Annotated in this window: 16 protein-coding genes; 12 read left to right on the top strand and 4 right to left on the bottom strand. The window is 43.5% G+C overall.

Annotated features, from left to right (window positions below; genetic code table 11):
• Positions 1-175 precede the first annotated feature (175 nt).
• The 4 genes from MR764_RS09300 to MR764_RS09285 all read left to right on the top strand — a co-directional run bounded on the left by MR764_RS09300 (position 176) and on the right by MR764_RS09285 (position 6,238).
• Positions 176-1,675: a LysM peptidoglycan-binding domain-containing protein gene (locus MR764_RS09300; protein ID WP_247979140.1), complete on the top strand. Its 1,500-nt coding sequence runs from the start codon at positions 176-178 to the stop codon at positions 1,673-1,675.
• A complete protein-coding gene (locus MR764_RS09295) occupies positions 1,672-3,141 on the top strand; it encodes a GDSL-type esterase/lipase family protein (protein WP_247979139.1) in 1,470 nt (489 codons plus the stop codon). Before MR764_RS09300 ends, MR764_RS09295 begins: the two co-directional genes overlap by 4 nt.
• A 197-nt stretch (positions 3,142-3,338) precedes the next feature.
• A complete protein-coding gene (locus MR764_RS09290; protein WP_247979138.1) occupies positions 3,339-4,538 on the top strand; it encodes a GDSL-type esterase/lipase family protein in 1,200 nt (399 codons plus the stop codon).
• 11 nt (positions 4,539-4,549) lie between these two features.
• Entirely contained in the window at positions 4,550-6,238 is a 1,689-nt protein-coding gene (locus tag MR764_RS09285) for an MBOAT family O-acyltransferase (RefSeq protein WP_247979137.1), read from the top strand.
• Positions 6,239-6,241: 3 nt separating this feature from the next.
• On the opposite strand, the gene MR764_RS09280 is transcribed toward MR764_RS09285, so the two are convergent.
• Together MR764_RS09280 and MR764_RS09275 are read right to left on the bottom strand one after the other, a co-directional pair.
• The gene (locus MR764_RS09280) at positions 6,242-7,990 is read right to left on the bottom strand and encodes a hypothetical protein (protein ID WP_247979136.1); all 1,749 of its coding nucleotides are present in this window, start codon (positions 7,988-7,990) and stop codon (positions 6,242-6,244) included.
• Positions 7,991-8,238: 248 nt separating this feature from the next.
• Positions 8,239-9,846: a sulfatase gene (locus MR764_RS09275; protein ID WP_247979135.1), complete on the bottom strand. Its 1,608-nt coding sequence runs from the start codon at positions 9,844-9,846 to the stop codon at positions 8,239-8,241.
• Between the two features lie 285 nt (positions 9,847-10,131).
• Here MR764_RS09275 and MR764_RS09270 point away from each other — a divergent pair, with 285 nt between their 5' ends.
• The 8 genes from MR764_RS09270 (at position 10,132) to uvrA (ending at position 24,642) form a co-directional block, all read left to right on the top strand.
• Positions 10,132-11,358, top strand: coding sequence for an ROK family transcriptional regulator (locus MR764_RS09270; protein ID WP_247979134.1), 1,227 nt, complete (start codon positions 10,132-10,134; stop codon positions 11,356-11,358).
• Positions 11,359-12,143: 785 nt separating this feature from the next.
• Positions 12,144-15,503 carry a SusC/RagA family TonB-linked outer membrane protein gene (locus tag MR764_RS09265; RefSeq protein WP_247979133.1) on the top strand — a complete coding sequence of 1,120 codons (3,360 nt, stop codon included), beginning with the start codon at positions 12,144-12,146 and terminating at the stop codon, positions 15,501-15,503.
• 20 nt (positions 15,504-15,523) lie between these two features.
• Complete coding sequence (locus MR764_RS09260; protein ID WP_247979132.1) at positions 15,524-17,398, top strand: SusD/RagB family nutrient-binding outer membrane lipoprotein; 1,875 nt, start codon at positions 15,524-15,526, stop codon at positions 17,396-17,398.
• A gap of 173 nt (positions 17,399-17,571) precedes the next feature.
• A complete protein-coding gene (locus tag MR764_RS09255; protein WP_247979131.1) occupies positions 17,572-18,255 on the top strand; it encodes a TonB-dependent receptor plug domain-containing protein in 684 nt (227 codons plus the stop codon).
• Between the two features lie 276 nt (positions 18,256-18,531).
• Complete coding sequence (locus MR764_RS09250) at positions 18,532-19,302, top strand: porin family protein (protein ID WP_247979130.1); 771 nt, start codon at positions 18,532-18,534, stop codon at positions 19,300-19,302.
• Positions 19,303-19,314: 12 nt separating this feature from the next.
• Positions 19,315-20,598, top strand: coding sequence for a hypothetical protein (locus MR764_RS09245; RefSeq protein ID WP_247979129.1), 1,284 nt, complete (start codon positions 19,315-19,317; stop codon positions 20,596-20,598).
• 207 nt (positions 20,599-20,805) lie between these two features.
• Entirely contained in the window at positions 20,806-21,720 is a 915-nt protein-coding gene (locus tag MR764_RS09240; RefSeq protein ID WP_247979128.1) for a lytic transglycosylase domain-containing protein, read from the top strand.
• A gap of 51 nt (positions 21,721-21,771) precedes the next feature.
• Complete coding sequence (gene uvrA, locus MR764_RS09235; protein WP_247979127.1) at positions 21,772-24,642, top strand: excinuclease ABC subunit UvrA; 2,871 nt, start codon at positions 21,772-21,774, stop codon at positions 24,640-24,642.
• A 289-nt stretch (positions 24,643-24,931) separates the two neighbouring features.
• Here the strand turns inward: uvrA and MR764_RS09230 are convergent, their stop codons facing one another.
• Both MR764_RS09230 and MR764_RS09225 read right to left on the bottom strand, forming a co-directional pair.
• Entirely contained in the window at positions 24,932-25,510 is a 579-nt protein-coding gene (locus MR764_RS09230; RefSeq protein WP_247979126.1) for an NAD(P)H-dependent oxidoreductase, read from the bottom strand.
• A 53-nt stretch (positions 25,511-25,563) separates the two neighbouring features.
• Positions 25,564-26,130 carry a Crp/Fnr family transcriptional regulator gene (locus tag MR764_RS09225; protein ID WP_247979125.1) on the bottom strand — a complete coding sequence of 189 codons (567 nt, stop codon included), beginning with the start codon at positions 26,128-26,130 and terminating at the stop codon, positions 25,564-25,566.
• Between the last annotated feature and the right edge of the window lie 5 nt (positions 26,131-26,135).

The following is a 26,135-nucleotide window of genomic DNA, read 5'->3' as shown; positions in this document are numbered from 1 at the left end:
TTAGTTAAACCATCAAATGATTCCGAAGGTTCGCGGTTTCGCCACAGAAATAGTAGCTTAAGATACTATAAATCGAATTTTCCAATTGACGGGTTCTGACTTTTTTCATTTGATTTTCTATTTTTGCCCACCTGTGAACAACATTACATCAATTAAAATCAAAGGTTCCTTCGGATTGAAAAGCTATTTCAAATATCTTTTGCTGCTGTTTTTTATGCCCATGGCAGTCCGATCGCAACCCGATACTATCTCGGAATTCACACTTCAGCAATTTACCCGCAACCTTTTGTCGGTGAATGATTCTTTTAATCCGATCTCAAACGAAGCAGTTAAGTTGCCTGAAGGAAAGAACTACACCTTGCTCGCCAATCAACTTACACCGGTAGACGGCTGTTTATTTGCCAATGAACTTCCATTAACCGGGAAATTCTATGACTTGCTGGTAAATTTTTCGGAAGCCGATCAGAAAAGATGGGTACAGCGGTTTTCAAATTACGAAAGTTATTTTGATTCGTTGCTGAATGAAGCCGGTCTTCCGGTAGAATTGAAATACCTGGCTCCGGCGCTTTCCGGCTTGAATCCTTTGGCAGTGGGTGCCGACAAACGGGCCGGAATCTGGCAGTTGACGCATTTTCAAGGCATTTTGGGTGGACTGGAAATCAACCGGCTGGTGGACGAACGTTTTGAGATGGCAAAGGCAACGCAGGTTTTTATTGCTCAGATAAAAAGAAATATCCAACTCTTTGGGTCGGTGGAATATGCTGTTTTAGCTTACCTGTCCGGAGATACAAAATTCAGAAATGCATGGGCGAAGACAGGTGAAGGAGCCTCGTTAAACGACCTGTTGCAGGAATTGCCGGATCTTGTTTCTGAAAATGTGGCGGCGTTCCAGGCTTGCCGGGTGTTTCTGAAAAGCACGAAAACAACTTTGCCTGTTTTGCATGAGAAGGCAGATACCATAATTGTCAGGCAGAAAATGCATTTGCAACAGGTGTCGCAGGTGCTGAATATTCCGTTAAAAACACTCCAGGAACTGAATCCGCAGTTTCGGTATTCGATTGTTCCGGGAGATAAAAACGAAGCCTTGCTGCTTCCGGAAGGGAGAAAGGAAGACTACATCGTTGGACAGGATTCTATTTTCAATGCCTTCGATTCAACGCTGTTTGACGTGGTGGCTCAGAAAGTGGAATATCCGCCGGCACCCACCCGGCAATACATTGGTGAAAAAGTAAAAGACCTCGAAATTGAGGGGAAGGTAAAAATTAAATACACCCTTCAGCGTGGCGATGTGTTGGGCTACATTGCCGAGGATTACAACGTGCAGGTAGAGGATTTGAAGTACTGGAACAACATTTACAACGAACGAAAAATTCAGGCAGGTCAGCAGCTGGTGATTTTTGTGGATGAGAACGAAGCTGATTACTACCGGAGCCTGCAAAAACTACCGGCGGCAGGTGCAGGGCAGGGAGCTGTCGCTGCCAGTGTGCAAAAGACCTGGGAAATACCGGCTTCGGCACATAAGGTGGAGCATGTGGTTAAAAGCGGCGAGTCGCCGTATGTTATTGCCAAGAAATATGAAGGCGTGACACCCGAGGCCATTCTTTACTGGAATGGAATTGACGATGCCCGAAAAATTCAGATAGGACAAAAATTAAAAATATACGTGACCGAATGAAACCCATAAAGACCCTGATTTTTACGCTTGGCGTGTTTGTGCTTTTGGCTGGCACCATGTGGATCACTCCGGAAAATGGTGTGACGGTGGGAAGTTTTACGTTTCACATGCCCACTTTGGAAGAAATGCTGCTGAGCAAACAGGACGAATATGCGGATATTTCGGATTTGGTAAGTCACCAGTTTGAGATTGATTCGGTGATGGAAGTTGAGGTGGATACTACTTTGGAAGGCGGAACAACCACCGAAGTAGTGCACGGTGCCGATTATGAGGAGTTGGTGAAGTCGATTCGGAAACTGGAGATGAACCACGAAGGGCGGAAGAACCTGGAGAAGTTCTTTACTCATCTTCAAAACGATTCAACGGTTCGGATTATGCACTACGGCGACAGCCAGATTGAAGGCGACCGGATCACTTCATTTGTCCGGAATAAATTACAGGTTCGTTTTGGTGGAACAGGCGTTGGTTTACGTCCTGCTCTTCAGCCCTACGATTATGTTTTTAGTGCCAACCAGAAGAACACGGGCGACTGGAAGCGTTACCCGATCTACGGGAATGTGGATTCTACGGTCACACACAGCAACTACGGCGTAATGGGCGCTTTTTCCCGCTATGCTCCGCTGGTTCCTGATTCCATTCCATTTCATGATTCGATTTGGTACGAGGCGGAAATGAACGTTTCGAAATCGGATATTTCATATGTGCTGACACGCGAATACAAGCACATGCGCCTGTTTTACGGAAATACAAAAAGTCCGGTGGCACTGACCGTGATCGCCCGGGCCGATACCATTTTAACGAAAACGTTGCCAGCCAATCTGGACTATGGCGTTGTGGAAAGCGATCTTCCGGATTCGACCAGTAGCATAACACTGCGTTTTGCGGGTTACGACAGTCCCGATATTTACGGTATCGAACTGGCCTCGCAAACGGGTGTGATTATGGATAACATTGCATTGCGCGGAAGTTCGGGGACAATTTTTACCCGCACGAATTTTGAGCATGCGCTGAAAATGTATCAAGACCTGGATCCAAAGCTGTTCATTCTACAGTTTGGTGGAAACGTGATGCCTTACATCAAAGACGTGAAGGCGATCGACCGTTACGGACGCTGGTTTGGAAGCCAGATTAAACGAATACAGGAGATGTGCCCGGAGGCAGCGGTTATTGTGATTGGGCCAAGCGACATGTCGACCAAAGAAAAAGACCGCTATGTAACCTACGAACATTTGCCCAAAGTGGTGGAGGAGCTCAAAAAAGTAACGATGGCCAACGGCGGAGCCTACTGGGATATGTACCGTGCCATGGGAGGCTACAACAGCATGCCTTCGTGGGTAAATGCCGATCCCGAGCTCGCCCGACCCGATTATGTGCATTTCTCGGCAAAGGGAGCGAGGCTGGTGGCCAACATGTTTTACAATGCTTTGATTTTTGAATACAACAGTTACCTGGAGGAGGAGATTTAATGAGGGCAGTTCAAAGTTCAGAGTTTAAAGTTCAGAGTTTAGGGTTCAGGGTTCAGGGTTCAAAGCTCAGAGTTCAGGGTTCAAAGTTCAGGGTTCAAAGCCTTAAGAAAGGCTTAAAAGTTATTTGCCTTTTCATTGCACTTTTTATTGCTTTCCAGTTTCGTTTGGTTGCGCAGGATGAGGCTTATTTCTATCGAGTGAATCCCTACAATTTTATTCGTTACGACCTCAACGAAATGCACTTTCCGGGTAAACGTACCAGTATCGATCGCTTTTATTCAAAGCTTGAAACACTGATGACAAGTGGTGAAGGGCGTGTAAACATCGTTCATATCGGAGGCTCACATATTCAGGCGGGTACTTTTTCGGGCCAGATGCGAAACCGCTTTCAAACACTCAATGGAGAAATGAATGCCGGTTGGGGTTACATGTTTCCGTACCGCATTTCGCGCACCAATTCGCCTTTTGGCTACTACATCCGTTACACCGGTGCATGGCAGAGTTTTCGGAATGTGGAAAGCCGCAAAAGCGGAACGCTCGGAGTGGGAGGGATGTCGGCAACCACCCATTCAACAAAAGCCGAGCTAACCATTTTGCTGGAAAAGGAAAACACACTGGATTACAGCTTTAATAAATTCAGGGTTTATTACGAAAACAAAGCAAAGAATTACGAGTTGTCGGTTGATTCGGCTATTCTGAATACGGTTTCAAACGGCGACGGATTCATTGATTTTTCGCTGAATACGTATGTTGACAGTTTGACATTAACACTCACCCGAAAAAGCAACTCTACCGGAAGCTTTACCTTGTTTGGAATCACTACCGAGTCGGCGCCCAACGGAATTATGTACCACAGCATTGGTGTGAACGGAGCACATGTTCCTGCTTATTTGCGCTGCCAGCTTTTTGAAAAACAACTGGCTGAGCTAAAACCCGACCTCGTGATATTGGGAATAGGTATAAATGATGCTTATGGAAGAAGATTTACCCAGGATCGTTTTGAAGATCATTACGATCAGTTGATAGCTGAAATAAAAAGGGCTGCACCCGATGCTGCCATTGTTTTTACCACCAATAACGACAGTTATTTGTACCGGCGGTATGTAAATAAAAACGGAGAGAAAGTACGCGAAAGCATGCTTCGGATGGCGGAAAAATACAATGCCGGTGTTTGGGATATGTTCACCGTAATGGGTGGTTTGAATTCGATTGTTTTGTGGCAACAGAATCATCTGGCACAAAGCGACAAAATACATTTTACCCGCGAAGGTTACCTTATGATTGCCGATCTGTTTTTTAATGCACTGATGCAGGATTTTGAAAATTACCTGGGCCAAAATATACAAGCCGATATCAATCGTCAGGAAACCGACGAAACAAAAACAACCGATAATTAAAACCACTGACTTTGGACTTACTTCAACAAATAGATATCACTGAGGCGTTGCGGAACATTTTTCTGTACAACGAGATCGCACCGCTAATTTTTATCCGTTTTTTCTTCTGGGCGTTTTTTGCCGTGGTTTTGCTGGGATACTCGCTGGTTTACAAAAACAAAAACCGCAGCGTAAGAGCAGGTTACCTGTTCCTGGTAAGCATGTTTTTTTATTACAAGTCGAGCGGATTTTTCTTTTTTATATTGCTGTTTAGTACGCTGGTCGATTATTTTATTGGTAAACGTATTTATCGCTCACAAAACGAATTGGTTCGGAAATTATTGATAGCTGCAAGTGTTGTAATAAATCTGAGTTTACTGGCCTATTTCAAGTATGCTTACTTTTTTGTTGATAGTCTGAATCTGATGCTGGGTACCAACTGGCAGGTGATCAATCATCTGGCATTGTGGGCCAACGAAGCTACCGGAACACATTTCAATGTGAACCAGATTTTGCTGCCTGTGGGTATTTCATTTTTTACGTTTCAAACCATCAGTTACTCGGTAGATGTTTATCGCAGAGAAACTGAACCGGTCAAAAACCTGATCGATTTTGGATTTTATGTGTCCTTTTTTCCACAGCTGGTGGCCGGGCCGATTGTTCGCGCTTCAGGTTTTATCAAACAGATTTACGAGGATTTTCATCTTTCGCGGGCCGAATTCAGCTGGGCTATTTTTATGATTCTGAAAGGTCTGATCAAAAAGATATTTATCGGAGATTTTATTGCGGTGAATTTTGTTGACCGTGTATTTTCCGATCCGATCACCTATTCAGGTTTTGAAAACCTGATGGCTTTGTTTGGTTACTCATTGCAGGTGTATGTCGATTTTTCGGGTTACACCGATATTGCCATTGGCGTAGCGCTTTTGATGGGTTATCGTTTGCCGCAAAACTTTAACTCGCCTTACAAAGCGAAAAATGTTGGCGAATTCTGGAAACGCTGGCACATGTCGCTTTCGTCGTGGCTGAAAGATTACCTGTACATTCCGATTGGCGGAAATCGTGGTGGTTCTACTTTTAGCTACATCAGTTTAGGAGTGATTCTGGCCATCATTGTTTTACTGGCCGGGAAACTGATTCTGGTGCCGATTCTGGCCGGGGTAGTCATTGTTTTAGCAATACTGGCCAAACTTTACCCTCAGGTAAGACAAAGCATCGATACAAAAATCAACCTGATGCTGACCATGTTGCTGGGTGGATTGTGGCACGGCGCATCGTGGCAGTTTATCATCTGGGGAGGACTAAACGGACTTGGTCTGGTAGTTTATAAAGCCTGGCGGAAAATAAGTCCGTGGGAAAAATACAACAACGTTTGGGGAAATATATGGAAGATTGCCGTCACTTTCAGCTTTATCACTTTCACCCGTGTTTTCTTCCGTTCCGAATCGATGGAGGTTGTAACCGGAATGTTGCATCAGATTGGAACGGCGATGGATCTTTCGCTGGTTCCCAAAGTTTTGGCAGCTTACAAGTGGGTGTTTTTGGTGATGTTGTTTGGTTTTGTGATTCACTGGCTGAGCGATCACTGGAAAGAAAGGATCAAAGACTGGTTTGTAGCGTCTCCGCTTTGGGTGCAGGTGGTATTGGCGGCTATAACGGTAATTGTTGTTTATCAGTCGATTTCTTCCGATATGCAACCCTTTATTTATTTCCAGTTTTAGCCATTATTCAAACTGCATCGGTATTGGTTTTGAGGGATCGAACGAATTGAATTTCTGTTTGGACTGTTCGTCGAGGATAAAGCCCAAAAAGCTTACATCTTTCGGGTGGAAAGGATAAAAAGCCAGGCGTAACCGGAAGGTTTCAAAAACAAGGTTTTCGTTGTGCAGCCGGAGACCAATTCCAATTCCCGAGTAGTAGTTTTCCCTGAAAATAAGATTCTGATTCGAACCGATGATCCCCAGGTCTGCAAAACCAAAGACAGCCATATTAAATTTGTAAAACTGATGAGGCAGGAAAACAACATGCTCCAGTTTAAGTGTCAATCGTTGTTTGCCCGCTGCAGTCCGACTGTCAAAACCCCGAATGTGTTCTTCTGTTCTGAGGGTAAGATTATCAATGTCGAATCGCCGGATTCCGAGTGTGTAATCCACATTAATAAACGAACGGACACTTTTCTTGCCGGCTGTCGATAACTTGGAAATAAATTTGATGCCTCCGCGGATCATGCACTCTTCCATTCGGTTGTTTTTCAGGTATCCGCCGAGTCCGGTCGAGAGGTAAACATAGCCTTTGCGGTTCAGCAGTAAGTTCCCGTTTGAAGAGGAGAATTGAAAATAGTGCCGGTCGCCAAATTCGTTGGCTTCATAACCGTACAAAATCTCATTTTTGAATCCCTCAGGAATATCCTCTGTAATGCCATAGCTGTAGATCAACTGGTCCTGGATGTATCTTCTTTGCGAAAGAACGAGTCCGGCCATGTATAATGTACGATTGGCAAAAAACGGACTAAGGTCAGGTTCTACCATCGGATCTTCAAAAAAGCGAAGACCGTGAATGCCGCCGGTTACGGAAAGTTGAGTGAGGTGGTCGTGGTCGTCGCCCAGGTTAAAGGCACGCCCGAGCCAAAAGCTGTTGTAGCCTTCGTCCAGTGGTTCTTCAATGATGATGGGATCGTCTTCGGTGATGCGGTCGGTTCTGAACAGGCGCGTAACATGGGCGCCGTAGCCCCATTTTATTTCGTTGGTCAGTAAGGGTTTATTCAGATCGAAAACAAAACCTTCGCGTCGGAAAGTATTCATGTATCCCAGCTGAAGATCGAGGAACTTACCGCCAATATTGTTGATTTTATAAAAGGTTTCCAGTCCCAGGTAGGGTTCCTTGTTGACATGGCCGACAAATTTTACCGAAATTTCATGTCCGATACCAAAGATATTTTTGTTGTAAACTCTGATGTCTCCCGATTGCGTCCCGCTCACTCCGCCCGATGCTCCAAACGAGAACCGGTCTTTCGTAAGGATAGTGACGTTGACAAAACCGGAGTAGATACTATCCTGATCAATCAAAAAGCGTACATCCTTTATGTAGGGTAGCTGACGAATAAGCCTTTCATTTTCGTACATTTTCTCGGCATCCAGCACGTCGCCCACTTTAAAAATCAGTTGTTTTTGAATTGTTCTCAGATTTGATTTGGTGTGAACGACGTTGGCTGTTCGTTCCATCCATGTGTCAGCTTTTGAGGTTGTGTCGGAGCAGGAGGGGCCAAAAACATCCAGCGCCTGAATCTTAATGCTGGCGATAATTTTCCCTTCGTACTGATTGTAGTAGTCCATGGCCAGCGCCTTTTTGTCGACATAAGGGCGGCGTGGAGTGATGAGTGCGTCGTACAACCAACTGGTCAGTTTTCTTTGATTTGCTTTGTACTGGAGGCTGTCATAAAAAACTTCCTGCCTGTGGTTTTTTTCAAGAAGCATGGAATCGGGCAAAATGATTTGAGCACAAACAGGCCGGGTCTCTAAAAAAAGATTCCCCAATAAAAGCAATATGTACCATGCATTCTTCATCACAAAGTTCCGCCACATTCAGTATTGGAATCCGGGTTTCATAATAGCGAAAAATTAGGCAAATTATTTTTAAGGCCGAAAATTCGCTGTTAAATTTCGTTAATGCAATGCCAAAAATTAGCCATTATCGGGGAATATAGATTCAACGTTGGACTCAATTATTTTTTATTCGCAGCGCGCTGTTTTACTTTTTCCTCATGATCGAGGTAGGCTTTCAGGTACTTTTGATCGTATTCGTCGTTGTCGCCATACAGTTTCCGGGTTTCGTCCAGTTTTTTATGAAGGTCTTTTTGCACTTCTGCATAAGCCGGATCGTTGTACACATTCTTCATTTCATGCGGATCTTTTTCCAGATCGTAGAGTTCCCATTCGTCCACATCGTAGTAGAAGTGAATCAGTTTGTAACGCTCTGTTGCAATGCCGTAATGCCGTTTTACCATGTGTACCGCCGGGTATTCGTAATAGGTGTAGTAAACGGCATCTCTCCATTCATTGGTTTCGCCGCTAACCAGGTGTCGGAATGATTCTCCCTGCATTTCTTTCGGAATAGTAATCCCGGCGTAGTCGAGGAAAGTTGGTGCGAAATCAAGATTCTGAACCAGTTTGCCGATTTCTGTTTTGGGTTTTATTTCTTTTGGATAGCGCACGACCAATGGAGTACGGAACGATTCTTCGTACATAAACCGTTTGTCGAACCAACCGTGCTCACCCAGGTAAAATCCCTGATCGGAAGTATAAACCACAATCGTATTTTCAGCCTGGCCGGTTTCGTCGAGATAATCCAGAAGCTGTCCTACTCCGTCGTCCACCGATTTAATGCAACGCAGATAATCTTTGATGTAGCGGTTGAACTTCCATTTAGCCAGCTCAACACCTTGTGGCATATTGGCCAGGAATTCCTGGTTTTCACTTTCGTAGGCAGCCATCCAGGCGGCTCGTTGTTCTTCGTTCATTCGTTTCAGATCGGGCACAAAATTGGTGCTGTCGCCGTTGGGATTAACGATAAGTTTAAAATCGTGTCCCCACATCATGTCGCGGTTAATTTCCATTTCCTGTTCTTTTGCCGCGCTGCCTCTTCCTTCGTAATCGTCGAAAAAGCTTTCCGGAAGTTCAAAGGTCTTGTCATCGTATAGATTCATGTACTTGGCGGCGGGAAGCCAGTTTCGGTGCGGAGCCTTTTGGTGATAAAGCATACAAAACGGCTTCGAACTGTCGCGTTTATTTTTTAGCCAATCGAGAGCAGAGTCGGTGATAATTTCGGTTACGTAACCTTCCAGCCTTTTGCGCTCTCCGTTGATCAGAAAGTCCGGATTATAATATTGTCCTTGTCCGGGAAGAACCATGGAGTAGTCAAAGCCTTGCGGTAGCCCGTCGAGATGAATTTTTCCGATCATTGCAGTTTGGTAGCCATTCGCCTGTAGCAGTTTGGGAAAGTTATCCTGGTTCCAGTCAAAAGTCTGCACATTGTCTACTTTTCCGTTGATAAAACTGTGTTTCCCGGTTAAAAGCACGGCACGGCTCGGTGCACATAGCGAATTGGTAACACACGCCCGGGTGAAAATAGCGCCTTCTTCGGCGATACGGTCAATATTGGGTGTTTCGTTCAGTCCAAACCCATACGCGCTGATGGCCTGGTAGGCATGGTCGTCGCTCATAATAAAAAGGATGTTGGGTTTTACGACCTGCCCTTTTTCGGTGTTGGAGCACTTCCAGAAAAAAAACGCCAGTGTCAGGAGAATGAGCGGAGTAATTTGCTTTAGTTTCATAATGTTGATTTTAATCCGGTTGAATTTTATTCAAGTTTACAAAAAGAAGCAGAAGCTAACAAATGAGGATTATTGCTAAAAAAGACTGTTTTCTATTAGTGTGTGGTCAAATTAGTGTAAAATTCTTACAATTTTTAGGTGAGAATCTTTAATATTGTGATGGAAATCAATATTTTTGCAACCAAACAATCTTTGTAAAAAATTTTAACAATTAATAAATTTTTGATTAAAAATTTATTTAAATTGCACATTCATTAATACGTTGGCTAACTTGATAACCACACAATGATTCTTATCAACAATATAAATGAAGTTCAGCTTAGCGGTAATGAGCTTAAGAATTACCGTCGTAAAAAGAAAATCCTGGATCTCTTGTATCGCGAGGATACACTTTCTGCTACCGAGATCGGAAAGAGGATAGGCGTGAGCGTACCTACCTCGCTGTCGCTTTTAAAAGAGCTCGGACAAAAGGAACTGGTCGAGTTTAAAGGAACAGGCGAATCGAAAGGGGGACGCCGGCCTGCCTTGTTTGGGTTGAAACAGGATTCCATTTTTGTATTGGTGTGCGAATTGGGCCGTTATACCGGGAGAGTGGGGATTTTTGATTCGCACAATAAGTTGGTAGCACCCGTGGTGAGGTTTAAGGCAACGATCGACGACGAAGATCTTCTCGAAAAAATAGACAATGTGTCGCGCGAAATGGTTGCCACTCATAAAATTGATGCGTCACGGATTTTTGGAGTTGGATTGTCGATGCCCGGATTGATTGATGAAGTAAACGGGATTAATTATACCATTAAAGATAAAAAGCTTCAGAATATAGCCGATCGTATCAAGGCAAAGTTTAATAGGCTGGTATATGTAAACAACGATGCCCGTATGCAGGCGTATGGAGAATTTATTTTCGGACATGCCAAAGGGCACCAGAATGCGTTGATCATTAACTGGAATTGGGGCCTTGGTATGGGGATGATCTTTGACGGAAAGCTGTATAACGGAGCAACCGGATTTTCAGGCGAACTTTCGCATACTAAATTTGTGGAAGACGGAGATCTTTGTATATGTGGAAAACGAGGCTGTTTGGAAACTGTTACTTCGGTTTATGTCTTAATCAGGCAGGCACAGGAAGCTGTTCGCGAAGGAAAGGTTTCGCAGCTGACCGCTAAGTTTAAAGGCCGGGAAGAGGAAATTGGCGTAGATGATATCATTCGCGCTGCCAAACAAGGCGACGAATGTTCGATCGCACTTCTAAATTCCGTTGGAATGGCTTTGGGAAAAGCGCTTGCCAATGCCATTCAGTTACTTAATCCCGATATTATTGTATTGGGGGGTATCGTATCGGAAGCCAATCAATATGTATTAACACCGATCCAACAGTCCATCAATAAACATTGTCTGGAGCAAATCTCCGGCAATATTCAGATTGTAATTTCCGAAAACTGGGAGAAATCAGGATTGTTAGGCACAACTGCAATGCTCTATCAGAAACTTTTTAGTAATATGATGGTTTAGTTTGCAGCATAGCTCCAGAGGGGGGGTAAAATCAGATCAAATTCATTTTATATTTTGTAAGGAATAGTTAAGCCGCTGTAATAAAATTGCAGCGGCTTAACTTTGTGCCAATGATGTGGGAGAGTAGTGATTTCTGGATCAGGAATACAGAAACGCATCCCATATAACTTTATTCGTACTTCCTGCGAAATCTTAACCCAAAGATACTGTGTAGCAGGTGAACCGGATACGGCGATTCAATGTCGATGGCCTATTACTGATTTCGACACCATTATAAATCATTCAAAACTTGCCAGCTAATGTTGCCCCGCAAAGAAGTTTGGTCTCTTTTTGCCCTCAATGCTGATGTGATTGTCTAAGATCCTATTGTCAGCATTTCTACGAGTTAATACTTCGCGGGTAGGTCGGTATTGTTTTAAATGGTAATTTTTAATTCAGTTATTAAGATGTGTTTCCTTTATAAGGAATATTATTGCGATGATTATAAATAGAAAATAATTAAATTAAAAAGTTATATAGCGAAGTGATTTTAAAATCGATGAAATGATTTTAAAATATTTTACAAATTATTTACGAAAATTAAAATAAATCCCTAATTTTACCCAGAATTACTTGAGAGATGTAATTGATGTAACTGTAAATTGAGTTGCAATTAAACTAACAGAATCGAAAAACTAGCTTAATGAAAATCTTAAAAGAATTTGATAGTCATCGAATCCTCTTATCAATTATCATAATATATACATCGAGTTTATTTTCTATTTAACAACTAAAATTTATTCTTTATGAGAAAAATTATCTTGCTTGTTGCATTGTGTTTTTCGCTACTTGGCAGCGTTTATGCACAGCAAACAGTAACAGGTACAGTTACTGATGAAGAAGGCCTAGGGATTCCTGGGACATCTGTTTTGGAGAAAGGAACCAGTAACGGTACAATCACTGATGTGGATGGAAATTACACATTGAGTGTTTCTTCATCCAAAGCAGTTTTGGTGTATTCATTTGTTGGAATGACATCAATTGAAGAAGCAGTTAACGGACGTTCTGTAATTAATGTAACGCTTAAAGCTGCCGCAATCGGTATTGATGAGGTAGTTGTAACGGCGCTAGGTATTGAACGAGAAGCAAAAGCTTTAGGTTATGCCGCTACCAAAGTAGTGGGGGAGGAACTTGCCAAAGTAAATACAGTTAACCCGGTTTCAGCGCTTCAGGGTAAAGCGGCCGGTTTGAGTATTTCAGGTAGTGATGGTGGTATTTTTGGATCTGCGAAAATTGAAATCAGAGGTGTTTCTACTTTGAACAGCCAAAATAACCAGCCAATATTTGTTGTTGATGGTGTAATTCTTGAAAACGACATCGCTAATGTTGGGCATTACGATTGGTCAGGAGATGCGAACGATTTTGGTAACATGTTGAAAAACTTAAACGTCGAAAACTATGAGTCAATAAACGTGCTTAAGGGCTCAGCTGCTACTGCGCTTTATGGTTCTCGTGGTATCAATGGTGCAATTGTAATTAAAACCAAAGATGGTAAAGGGGCAAAAGGTCTGGGTGTTGTCATTACACAAACAACGTCAATCGACCATGTATATGCTCAGCCTGATTTTCAAATGGTTTACGGTCCTGGAAACTATTATGGTAACCGTCCATACACCGGAAATTCATTCGGACAAGGTTTCTATACTACAGTAAAAGATGGAGCTTCTGTTCCAACTTTGATTGGAGCTGGTGCCAGCCGGATGTTTGGTCCGAAATTCGACTCTAGTATTATGATCGAAGATTACGATGGACAAATGATACCTTATAGCCCCGTGGATGACTTTTTCGTGAAAATGTATGATATTGGTTGGGGGTCAAGTACAAACATCGCCCTTAGAGGGGCAGACGAAAAAGGTAACTTTTATCTTTCAACCGGTTACACAAAAAGAAACGGTACATCGCCAAACAATACTTTTGAAAAGACTTCTTTATTCTTTTCAGGTTCCAGAAATCTGGCTGATTTTTTAACCGTAAATGCATCTGTTTCTGTAACAGGCTCTGAAGCAGGTAACCCACCGGTAAACTTAGGTGAAAATATTATCACCAATTTACAATGGAATAATATGTATGATGCTGATAAATGGAAACGACGTGAAGTTTACCAGGCAACCCACGGAGGTACACCGAGTAGTAATTTCGCGGATCAGTATGCAAATGTTCCGGCAAACGGAGTTTGGTTTAGTGCCTATCTTAATGAGAATATCAGAAAAGAAACAGTTGTTCGTCCAATTGTAAAACTTACTGCTACTCTTACCGATTGGATGAAGATCATGCTTGAAGGAAACGTAAATATTTATAATACACAGGGCGAGGGAAAAACGCTTGGTCAGGGATATCAGAATGAAGGTGGTGCATACAGTATTTCGCATTCAACCGATATTTCAAAAACCGGTAAACTATCCTTCCTTTTTGATAAACAAACCGGTGATTTCACTCATAGCCTTTTGCTACATGGCGAATTATGGAACCAGAGGGTTACACAAACAGGTGTTAGCACCAATGGCGGATTAATCGTTCCCGGACAATTTTTTATCTCCAACTCAAGAAATACTCCAAACTTGGGCACTAACGGAGTATCGGGTACAAAGCAAATCAATTCATTGCTTTTCCGTTATAGCGTTGACTGGCGCGGACAACTTTTTGTTGATGTGACCGGACGTAACGACTGGTCTTCTGCACTGGTTTATACAAATGGAAGTGGAACTTACTCCTATTTCTATCCTTCGGTTAGTGGTTCGTGGTTGTTCTCCGATACATTTGCCGATAACATGCCTTCTTGGTTAAGTTTTGGTAAACTACGTGCATCGTGGGCACAGGTAGGTAACGACACCAGCCCGTATTTCATTAACAGAGGATATGGGGTTGGTAACATTGAACATGCGAATGGAAACATTATTACAAACTACCTGGATGGAACAACTGTGGATACAGAATTAAAACCTGAAAGAAAAAATTCAGTAGAGTTTGGATTGACTTTGAATACATTGAGAAACAGGTTAAATCTTGATGTTGCTTATTTCGTTGATGAAACTACCAACCAGATTAGTACTATCCCTCTGCCAGCGGCATCGGGCTTCAACAATTTGCTGACCAACGTTGGTACGATTCAGGGGAAAGGGGTTGAATTGACTTTAACCGGAAAACCAGTTGACAACAGAAATTTCAAATGGAGATCGACTTTTAATTACTGGAATGTTAAAAATAAGGTAACCGAATTGCATGATCTTGTAGGAGATTATAAATTACTATACGGCGATCCGCAATATGGTAACTACAGGGTAGGCGCTGTTGCGTTCGAAGGAGGAGAATATGGTATACTGTACAGTGATTCAAAAGTCGCAACAGATGATCAGGGTCGTCCGTTAATGACCTGGCACGACGGAGTAAAAGCTCCTTATTATCAGCGTTCCGGGGTTGTTGAAAAGGTCGGAAAAATTCGTCCGGATTTTGAAGGATCATGGGAAAACGAATTCCAATACAAAAACTTCACTTTTAGTTTCTTGCTTGATATGCGCTTTGGCGGTAACGTTGCCAGTTTCCCGGCACGCTACGGAACAGCTTACGGCGTACTTGAAACATCGTTAAACGGTGGTGAAACTACTGATGAATATCTTTCCGACAGAGGCCTTTCATGGGTGAGTAAATATTCTGGTGATCAGTATGAAAATGGTGTAATTCCAGTTGGTGTTTTTGCTTCAGGAACTATAATTACTGGTCCTGACGGAGCTCAACACAATGTTGGTGGCATGACATGGCAGGAGGCAGCAAGTGCAGGTGCTGTTGACGATGCTGTTGATGAAGGTCAATGGGCTTACTGGTACAACTCATGGGGTGCTGGTGTAATCAATCCTAACTGGTTTTATAAGTTGAGTTATATCTCACTTCGTAACATTTCGTTTGGTTACAACGTAAAGTTGCCTCAGTTAAAAATTCAGAACCTGAATGTGAATCTGAATATCAGGGACGCAGGTTACTTATATAACTCGTCTCCGAATAACTTACATCCTGAAGCGGCACGTGGTACTGGTAGTGCACAAACAGCATTCCACAGAACACTGATGCCTTATACCAGAACCTATACATTAGGACTTCAATTCACATTTTAATCACTTAAACAGCAAGTAAAATGAATAAAAAAATATTTATAGTTGCGACGGTCCTTGTTTCTCTCTTATTGGGGATGCAAAGCTGCAACGAAGACAACTTTTTTGCAGACAAGGACAAATTTGCTGATCTAAACTCTGACCCTTCGGTTGTTTCAGAGCCTGATATAAGATTTCTAATTTCAAGAGCGGAGCAGCAGATGTATAATAATGATTACACGATATGGTTCTACACCTATAACGACTATGTGTTTCCATATTCTCAGGTTGCAGCATCTACAAATGGAGGTAACACTACCACGTTCAACGAAGGAGGTTTGACAGGACTTCATAACCTTTATGCTTCATTGGTTCCTGGTGTTGATGCCCGTATGAGAATTGATGGTTTGAATGAGGATGAAATGAACGCCAGTCAAGCCATGAAAGCGATTACCTACGCAATTCAGATCTACGTCGGTATTTCAAATTTTGATTATATCGGAGGTATGTCATATTCTGAAGCCGGTTTGGCAAATTACACTTCACCACCGCTTCTTACTCCAAAAATGGACACAGAACAGGAATTGTTAAATCTTTGGTTGACTGAGCTGGATGAAGCAATTGCTGACCTTGGAAAGGCAGATCAGTTTTCGTTAGGTAATCAGGATATGATGTACAAGGGAGATTATACGAAGTGGCTGAAATTTGCAAATTTATTGAAATTGAGAATTGCTGCCCGGTTGGTAAATGCAGACCGTGCGAAAGCATTGCAAGTTGCACAGCAAGTAGCTTCTTCAAGTTATATGGATGATCTGGGAGATGACCTGCTGTATAACTCCGGAGTGAATTATCGTGGAACCGGAAACGGTGTTGGCGATGGCTGGATCGGTTATGCCGGTAATAACCTTATCGAATTCCTTAAAGCAAATAGAGACCCGCGATTACGTTTTATTTTCAGAAAGAACAACTTTAATCCTGAAGTTATTGATGCGATAATTGAAACAAACGGAGTTGCAGGACTACCAAGTAAAATAAGGGATATAATCAACTTGAATGGCGAAGGAAAGTTCGACAGTTGGAAAACTGGTTTTGAAGAGCCGTGGGGCCGCTATTGGGGAGTTCCTTTATCAACGACTGCTACAACCAATAATGAGTATTTTCAGCAATCGACTTTGTTTTATGCAACAAAAACAGATGGCTCATCAAGAAAAACTTATACATGGTCTTCGGTTATTGAAGAAAAGAACCAACGTACTACTTTAACTTATACTTATCCAACTAAACCTGGAGGAGCAGTGATTCAGGTCGTTGGGAATCAAGTGCCACTTTATGTATTGTTAGGTAGTGCTGCTGAAACCAATCTATATTTGGCAGAATTTAAATTGTTGGGAGCTAACCTTCCCGGTTCTGCTCAAGACTACTTTACAAAAGGTGTTACATTGTCGATACAAAGAATGGATAATTTGGCGCAACGTCATCAAATTCCGTATTACAATGAAGATCCTGTTCTTGCTAATCCGGAAGAAGGTGCTGCGAAGCTGAAGGATGGCGAGATTGCTGATTTATTGACAAATGAAGCGTTCTTGTTGAACGGCACAGATAATCTTGAAAAGGTTTACATTCAGCAATATGTTCATAACCTAATCACGCCAGGAGATCTTTGGACAACCGTAAGAAGAAGTGGTATCCCTAAAATTGGAAGTTCGTATTTTGCATGGGAAGACTTTGGCGTTGGAAACATTCCACGACGGGTTGCAATTAATACTCCAAGTGAAGCTGATCTTATGTATGATATCCTAAAAGATTACTACCAGCAGGCAGGTATTACAACAAATACAAATACTGCATCTGTATTAAGTTCAGAACGCTTGTGGTTCGATAAAAATAATCCTGACTATGGTGCAGGTCCTAAAAACTAAATTTAGATTAATACTAGATAGGCAAATTTGTTAGTTGAATAAACCGCTGATCGTTTTTGTTCAGCGGTTTTTTCGCATTTTCACGTAAAAGGACGATATGCCCTTCCTGCGAAACCAAGCTTTGAGATGTTGTGCTTTGGGCTGGAGTAGTAATCATTAAAAATTCTTTCAAAATGAAAACTAAACTAATACTGCTGTTTCTTTTTTTTGCTGCTTCCTGTTATCAGCCGCTTGTGGCTCAAAAAAGAGACGTAAAAGGCAAAGTGACCACATTCGGGGAAATCCCACTTAATAAAGTACTTATCACAGGGAAGAATTTGGATAAGGAGTATTTTTCAGACGAGAACGGAAATTTTTCATTGGTTTGCGATGAAGCAGAGAAATTGACTTTTGAAGCACATGGCTTTACATCAAAAAAAATAAAAGTTTCGGGCTTTAATGAAGGCGATTCCATTAAGGTTGATTTGCCCTATAAAAAAGGCGAAAAGTATTTTGAAGCGGCTACGGGTTACGGGCATATCAGCGAAAAACAGTTGAATTATGCGATAGCACATTTGGAAGCCGGTCCCGATTACAGTGCCTACCGGACCATTTTTGAGGCAATCGAAGGAAGAGTTTCCGGGGTGTCGGTTGGTTCGAATATGGTCAATATTCGCGGCACAACAACTTTGAATGAAGGTCCTACACCGGCGCTTTTGGTAGTTGACGGCACGATTGTTGAATTTTCGGTTTTTGCGAATATTCCACCCTCTCAGGTAAAATCAATCGATGTACTGAAAGGAGCAGCAGCTTCGGCTCGCTATGGTACAAGAGGAATGGGAGGCGTAATTGTGGTGAAGACTAAATCCGGAAATTAACCCGCATGTAATTACCAGACCGAATTAAAAATATTTACCCTCGTGTGTATGATAATGCCGTACTAGCGTAGGATAATTCTGTTAAGTATTAAAACCGCTGTCCGTTGCCTAACGGGTGGTGGTTTTTTTTGTACAAAAGATCATTTGCTCCAACGCAACCTTCCTGTCACTTTGTGCATCTATACCCAAACCAAACTTTTGATCTGTGTTCAAAATTCTTGATTTTATTAAGCTTGGTTTCGAATCGTTTCATTAATAACCTGTAATCTAAAGCCAATGAAAAAATTGTGTCTGTTACTGTTTGCCCTGGTTGTATCGCTTGCAGCGTTTCCGCAAGCCGACAAAGGGTTCATCTACCTGAAAAACGGGACCATTCTGAAAGGAAAATATTCGTATTCTTCCGATCAGAAAAATGTGAGTGTATTTACCGCCGGAAATCTCTGGGTTTTTAGCCGAAGTGAGATCGATACCATCGCTGCAAAAAGGGTTGGCGATTGTAGAAGTGCAAAGCCTTTGATGCCCGATTCAAAATTCTTTTACCGGATCGAACTGGGTGTACTCGTAGGTAATTCCGATAACAGCCAGAATGCTCCTTTTAGTATGACCGGATCCATAAATTACCGCATAAATCCACATTTTTCTGCGGGACTTGGAACGGGAATCGAATTTTTAAAGGAGTCTTTTCTGCCGGTATTTGTCAATTTCGAGTACAAACTGCACCAGTACCCTTCGTCTCCCTATTTCTTTCTGAAAACCGGTTACCAGGTTCCTATCGAGGAATCAAACGCTGTGTATTACGATGTTGTACCCGACTGGATCAGCTACTGGCCCTGGCCGGGAACAAGCGGAACACAGTCGCTGGATAGTAAAGGCGGGTTTCTCATAAACCCCGGAATCGGCTATCAGCATATGTTTTCTCCCTCGTTTGGGATGAATTTCGCAGTGGGATACCAATACCACCGACTGAATTATTCCGGTGAGAACGATTACGAACTCGACATCGACTACAACCGCTTAACGGTTAAACTGGGTATCATCTTTAACTAAAAAATTAAATCAATGAAAACAATACAAAATATATTTGGCCTCCTTGTTTTGCTCTTCTCGTTATGGGCCTGTAAGGATGAATACACCGAAGAATTTACGGCAAACTCACCGGTTTATCTTACTTACGAAGAACTGCGGTCGGCCGTAAAAGTGACGGAATCACGCGAGTTGAAAGTTCCCGGTAAAATCTATTTCAAAGACAACCTCTTGTTTGTAAATGAAATGTTTGAAGGGATTCATATTTTGGATATGACCAATCCGGCTGATCCGGAGAATATTGGTTTTATCGAAATTCCCGGGAATGTCGACATTGCCATCAGAAACAACACGCTGTATGCTGACAGTTATGTTGATTTGGTGGCCATCGATATCAGCGATATTGACCATCCGGCTGAAGTGGATCGGGTGGAAGACGTGTTCCCTTACACCCTGCCACCTTACGACGAAAATTACCGACTTGCCGATATTGATGAAGAGAAAGGCGTGGTGGTTGATTGGGAAATTACACGCGTTCGGCAGGAAATGGAATACCACTATTATCCGATCTATTTCTATTCTGCCCGTGAAGATTTTGCCCTGGCCGATTTGGCCAACGGAGGCGGTTCCGCTGCAGGGGGAAGTACCTTTGGAGTGGGAGGTTCCATGGCGCGCTTTGGTTTGTATAACTCGTATTTATATACGGTTGATCGTTCCATGCTTCATCTTTTTGATGTGAGTGATGATGCCAAGCCTAAAAAGATTGGTCAGCAAGGTGTGGGCTGGGATGTGGAAACGATGTTTATCTACGACGATCACATGTTTTTGGGAACACAGTCGGGTATGCGCGTATTTAGCCTCGAAGTACCCACCGTTCCCAGTTATTTAAGCACGTTTTGGCATATCACCAGTTGCGATCCGGTGGTGGTAGCAGATGGTTATGCCTACATTACACTGCGCGGCGGGAACACTTGTGGCGGAAGCGTAAACCGGCTCGATGTGCTTCGGTTGTCGGACAATTATGTGAACAACACGCTGCTTGCTTCTTATCCGCTGGAAGGTCCTTACGGGCTGGGAATCGACGACGATATTCTGTTTGTTTGCGATGGAGACGCCGGACTTAAGGTGTACGATGCCAGTGATAAAACACATATTTCAGAGAACAAGATCGCCACTTTCCCCAACATCAATGCCTACGATGTGATTCCACTAAACGATTACCTGTTTATGATTGGCGAAGATGGATTTTATCTCTATGATTATTCAAATCTTCAGAATATTCAGCAATTAAGTTTTATTCCGGTTGCGGATGCCGATTAATTGATAATCAGTATTCAGGAAGAATGCCGGGAAAAGATAGTGCATAACTTCAGCAAAAGAAAAATATATTTTAAGGCTTGACAAACAGTCAGGCCTTTTTCATTGTTAACCAAGGGTAAAAATGTATTTTTGAAGATTAATTTTTGGCGCAGTCGGATGCAGTTATTTTGATGCCCTGGTGCGCCCGAAACAAAAACATGACACAATATGATGGAGAAGAAATGGTGGAAAATGTCAGTGCCGGTGTTATTGGTGGGTAATGTAGTTCTGATTTTGATGTTGCTGGGCTCGGCAAAACCGGAAGACCCAAAGGACACGTCTAAAAAAGGAGTACGTTTTGAGGCGGTTGAAATTCCTGAAAAAGTAAGTTTTGCCGGCGAACCCATGCCACTCGATCGTTTTTATGTGAAAGAAGCACTCGATCGCGAATTGCTTTCCAATGCCTATTTTCATTCGCAAACGATTCGCTTAATCAAACTGGCGCCCCGTTATTTGCCGATCATTGAGTCCATTTTGAAAGAAGAGGGGATTCACGACGACTTTAAATACCTGGCTGTGGCCGAAAGTGGGTTCAATCCGCGGGCCATTTCGCCGGCCAGTGCAGCCGGATTCTGGCAGTTTCTGAAAGGAACCGCCACAGATTATGGATTGGAAGTCAACAGCGAGGTGGACGAACGTTACCATATCGAGAAATCCACACGCGCAGCATGTGCTTACCTGAAGGATGGCTACAAAAAATTTGGCAGCTGGACCATGGTGGCCGCGTCGTATAACCGGGGAATGAATGGTGTGCAAAAACAAATGGATGTTCAGAAAGAAGACGACTATTACGATTTACTGATTACCACAGAAACTGCCCGCTATGTTTACCGCATTGTGGCATTAAAACTTATCCTCGAGAATCCCGAGAAATACAATTTTTATGTGGCCGACAAAGAAAAATATCCGGTCATTCCAATTAAAAAAGTTGAAATTACGGGGTCGGTGGCCAATTTTACCGATTATGCAAAAGAACAGGGATTGAGTTACAAGGTATTCAAAGACTTTAATCCCTGGCTGCGGGAAAATACATTGACCTATTCCGGTAAAAAAAGATATTGGGTAGAAATACCTCAGTTGTAGAGTTTGTTGTTTCATTGTCAGATAACAAACAGGAGAAGATTTTAGAAGCAAATGACCGAAAAAGTAAATGCAAATACCGAAGTTCAGTTAGCTGAACTTGAATCGGAAGAAAAAATTGTTGTACATGGAGCGCGTGTCCACAACCTGAAAAATGTGGATGTGGAAATTCCCCGTAACAAACTCACCGTGATTACCGGGCTGAGCGGCAGTGGCAAGTCGTCGCTTGCGTTCGACACGATTTACGCCGAAGGCCAGCGCCGTTACGTCGAGACTTTTTCGGCTTATGCGCGTTCGTTTCTGGGAAACATGGAACGCCCCGATGTCGATAAAATCACGGGGCTAAGTCCCGTTATTTCCATTGAACAGAAAGTGACCACGCGCAATCCGCGTTCAACCGTTGGGACGGTTACCGAGGTTTACGACTTTCTGCGTTTGCTTTATGCGAGGGCGGGCGAAGCTTATTCGTACAATACGGGTGAAAAAATGGTGAAGTACACCGAAGAGAAAATCATCCAGCTCATTAAAACCGATTTCGCAGGCAAACGCATTCACATCCTGGCACCGGTGGTAAAAGGCCGGAAAGGGCATTACCGCGAGTTGTTTGAGTCGATCCTTCGCAAAGGTTTTCTCACTGCCCGTGTGGATGGGGAGTTAACCGAACTTCGCCACAACCACAAGGTGGACCGGTATAAAAACCACTTTATCGAAATACTGATCGATAAACTGGTAGTGGATGAGGCTTCCACAAAAAGGTTGAAAGACAGCATTCAAACTGCTCTGAAACATGGGCATGGCGTGTTGATGATCCTTAACAACGACACCGGCGAGGCCAAATATTACAGCCGTTTGCTGATGTGTCCTACTACCGGGATTTCGTATGCCGAACCGGCACCACACAACTTTTCGTTTAACTCGCCACAGGGCGCTTGTCCCAAATGTAACGGGCTGGGGCGCATCACCGAGATCGATATGGATAAAGTGATTCCCGATAAAAACCTAAGTATCGGGAAGGGCGGTATTGCTCCGTTGGGGCCCTACAAAAATTCGCTGATTTTCTGGCAGATTGAGGCTCTCGGTGAGAAATTTGATTTCGATCTGCAAACTCCGATGAAAGATATTTCGGAAGAGGGGGTTGATGCTGTTTTGTACGGATCGAACGAGCGCATTCAGTTAAAAAATACGCCGCTGGGAAATAGCCTGAATTACATGATGACCTACGAAGGGGTGATCAAGTACATCGACGGCCAGCGCGAAGAAAATACGTCGAAAACGGCGCAAAAGTGGGCCAACCAGTTTGTGAAGAAAATCGAATGCCCCGAATGTCACGGGCGGCGGTTGAAAAAAGAGTCGCTGCATTTTAAAATCGACGGAAAAAATATTTCGGAACTGGCACAAATGGATCTCGACGAACTCGGAGTCTGGCTCGATGGCTTGGAAGAACGCGTGAGCGAACGCCAGCGTGTAATCGGTGTCGAAGTAATCAAGGAAATTCGCGACCGCCTCGGATTTATGCTGGGCGTGGGCCTGAATTACCTGTCGCTCGACCGTACCGCGCAAACGCTATCCGGGGGAGAATCGCAGCGAATCCGCCTGGCTACCCAAATTGGTTCGCAGCTGGTCAATGTGTTGTACATCCTCGATGAGCCCAGTATCGGGCTGCATCACCGCGATAACCTGAAACTGATACAGGCGCTGGAACAACTTCGCGACAGTGGAAACTCGGTGGTGGTGGTGGAACACGATAAAGATACCATGATGCATGCCGACCACCTGATCGACATGGGGCCGATGGCCGGACGACACGGTGGTGAAATTGTAGCCGCCGGAAAACCTCAGGAGGTGCTGAAAGCTAAAACACTGACCGCCGATTACCTGAACGATCGCCGGAAAATCGAAATTCCCGCTGAACGGCGAAACGGAAAGTCGGACAAACTCAAGATATTTGGATGCACAGGGAATAATCTGCAGAATGTGGACCTGGAAATTCCGCTCGGAAAATTTATCTGTGTGACCGGTGTTTCCGGTAGCGGAAAATCAACGCTGATCAACGAGACCCTGCAGCCCATTTTGAGTCAGCATTTTTACAAAAGCGTAAAAGATCCGCTGCCTTACACAAAAGTGGAAGGACTGAAACTGATCGACAAGGTGATCCGTGTGGACCAGTCGCCAATTGGACGCACGCCGCGCTCCAACCCGGTTACTTATACCAACGTATTTTCTGATATCCGAAACCTGTTTGCGCAGCTTCCCGAATCAAAGATTCGCGGCTACAAGGCGGGGCGTTTTTCGTTTAACGTAAAAGGCGGACGTTGTGAAGAGTGCCAGGGTGGGGGACTCAAACTTATCGAAATGAATTTCCTGCCCGATGTGTATGTGCATTGCGACAAATGCAACGGCAAACGCTACAACCGCGAAACGCTGGAAGTGCGCTACAAGGGAAAATCCATCAGCGATGTGTTGGATATGACGATCAATCAGGGCGTGGAGTTTTTTGAGAATATTCCGTCGATTTCCACCAAACTGGAGACTTTGAAAGAAGTGGGACTGGGCTACATCACACTGGGGCAGTCGTCGACCACGCTTTCGGGAGGAGAGTCGCAGCGCGTAAAACTGGCTTCGGAACTGGCCAAACGCGACACTGGGAAAACATTGTACATCCTCGATGAACCCACCACCGGGCTGCATTTCGAAGATATCCGCGTGTTGCTCGAAGTGCTGAACAAACTGGTGGAAAAGGGAAACACGGTGATTGTGATCGAACATAACCTGGATGTTATAAAAGTGGCTGACCACATCATCGATCTGGGCCCCGAAGGCGGAAAACACGGAGGCCGTATTCTTTGCACCGGAACTCCCGAAGAAGTGGCGTTAAACAAAGAGTCGCACACCGCCAGGTTCCTGAAACAGGAACTGGGGATCTAGGTGCTTGATACTTGATATTCGATACTGGATACTCGATGCTCGTGTTGCTTGATACTTGATAATTTCGGGATTAAGGAAGAAGGTGCACAAAAGTCCTTTAAACCAAGTTCTCGCAAAGGTGCATAAGAAGCGCAAAGATCGCAAAGTAATGAGTGTCAGTGCCTATTTTTGCGTGCTTTGTGTAAAACTTGGCGTTCTTTGCGTGAGTTTTTACTTTTGGACACCCGCTTCATTATTTGAAATTGATGTTTGATATTAGCCCCTGGATACTTGATTTCCGGTTAGTGGATCATTTCAGTTGTTCACCCAATAAAGATACTTTCTTTAGCCATTTGTTCCTGAATTTTTCACTCGAATTTTTTATGGGCGATATGTAGGTGACCTTTACCGGATCGATTCCGCAAAATTGCAGTGTTCCCTTTTTGAACTGATTGATGGCGGGCCGTCTTAAATACAAAACATCATACCAGCTTGGAGTATCCGATGTAATGATAATTCGCGAAGTTTTTCCTTTTAATAATTTTTTGGGAAGCGGCTTTCCTTCTACGGGTTGAAAAGTAACTCCCGGCAAAAAGGTCCGGTCGATAAATCCTTTCATCAATGCCGGGTATCCGCTCCACCACATCGGAAATATCCACACAATGTGCTGCGCTGCTTTTATTTTGCCGATCGCATTTTCGAGGTCGGGTTCCCAATCGGTTCTTTTGCGGTAGCCAAATTGCAGGTTGGGATTAAAGTCCAGATCGGCAATATTGAGCGTAGTGACTGATGCGTTTGTTTGAGCAGCCCCCGTTTTATAGGCCTCCGCCAGTGCGTGGTTAAAACTTTGTTTGTCGGGGTGTCCGTTAATGATTAATACCTGAGTCATACTTTTTTTCAGCAAAAAAAGGTATTGTATTGCCGGCACGAAAGGACATTTGTCTAATTCGCAACCGACCTGCGCAAACGGCTCAGGTGTCGTTGTGTAATGCCCAGGTACGATGCCAGGTAATTCAGGGGAATCAGCTTCAGGTATTCGGGATAGTTATTCAGCAAATCGTGGTATCTTTTTTCCGCATTTTCGCGTTGCAGCAGGAAGATCCTTTTTTCTAGGTTGATGTATTCGCGTTCGGCGATCATCTTCATTATTTTCATCCAGTTTGGACTGGTATTTTCCAACTGTTCCACTGCTTGCTTCGAAATGGTCATCATCTCGACATCGGCCAAAGCCTGAATGTTTTCCTCGGTGGCGGTTTGTGTAATAAACGACGAATAAGCGGTAACAAACGAATTGTTAAAGAGCAAACAGTAGGTCACTTCTTCACCCGACGAGGAGAGGTAAAACGATCGGAAGAAACCGGAAGAAACAAAAGCCACTTCTTTACAAACAGAACCTGCTTTAATAAAAAAGTCACCTTTTTTCAGTGTTTTGGGCTGAAGCAGGCTTTCCGGTAATTCCAGTTCTTCCGGGCTAAGTATATCGAACGATTTGAAATATTCTTTTATCATATTCC

The organism is Maribellus sp. YY47 (assembly GCF_023111095.1).
Taxonomy (GTDB): Bacteria; Bacteroidota; Bacteroidia; order Bacteroidales; family Prolixibacteraceae; genus Draconibacterium.
Note: the sequence above shows the minus strand (reverse complement) of the source record. Positions and strands in the feature narration are given on the sequence as shown.

Bases quoted from the DNA above. Each gene is read 5' to 3' on its own strand.
- MR764_RS09295 (WP_247979139.1), top strand. From the start codon at position 1,672: ATGAAACCCATAAAGACCCTGATTTTTACGCTTGGCGTGTTTGTGCTT.
- MR764_RS09280 (WP_247979136.1), bottom strand. From the start codon at position 7,990: ATGCTTCTTGAAAAAAACCACAGGCAGGAAGTTTTTTATGACAGCCTC.
- MR764_RS09275 (WP_247979135.1), bottom strand. From the start codon at position 9,846: ATGAAACTAAAGCAAATTACTCCGCTCATTCTCCTGACACTGGCGTTT.
- MR764_RS09270 (WP_247979134.1), top strand. From the start codon at position 10,132: ATGATTCTTATCAACAATATAAATGAAGTTCAGCTTAGCGGTAATGAG.
- MR764_RS09265 (WP_247979133.1), top strand. From the start codon at position 12,144: ATGAGAAAAATTATCTTGCTTGTTGCATTGTGTTTTTCGCTACTTGGC.
- MR764_RS09260 (WP_247979132.1), top strand. From the start codon at position 15,524: ATGAATAAAAAAATATTTATAGTTGCGACGGTCCTTGTTTCTCTCTTA.
- MR764_RS09255 (WP_247979131.1), top strand. From the start codon at position 17,572: ATGAAAACTAAACTAATACTGCTGTTTCTTTTTTTTGCTGCTTCCTGT.
- MR764_RS09250 (WP_247979130.1), top strand. From the start codon at position 18,532: ATGAAAAAATTGTGTCTGTTACTGTTTGCCCTGGTTGTATCGCTTGCA.
- MR764_RS09245 (WP_247979129.1), top strand. From the start codon at position 19,315: ATGAAAACAATACAAAATATATTTGGCCTCCTTGTTTTGCTCTTCTCG.
- MR764_RS09240 (WP_247979128.1), top strand. From the start codon at position 20,806: ATGATGGAGAAGAAATGGTGGAAAATGTCAGTGCCGGTGTTATTGGTG.
- uvrA (WP_247979127.1), top strand. From the start codon at position 21,772: ATGACCGAAAAAGTAAATGCAAATACCGAAGTTCAGTTAGCTGAACTT.
- MR764_RS09230 (WP_247979126.1), bottom strand. From the start codon at position 25,510: ATGACTCAGGTATTAATCATTAACGGACACCCCGACAAACAAAGTTTT.
- MR764_RS09225 (WP_247979125.1), bottom strand. From the start codon at position 26,130: ATGATAAAAGAATATTTCAAATCGTTCGATATACTTAGCCCGGAAGAA.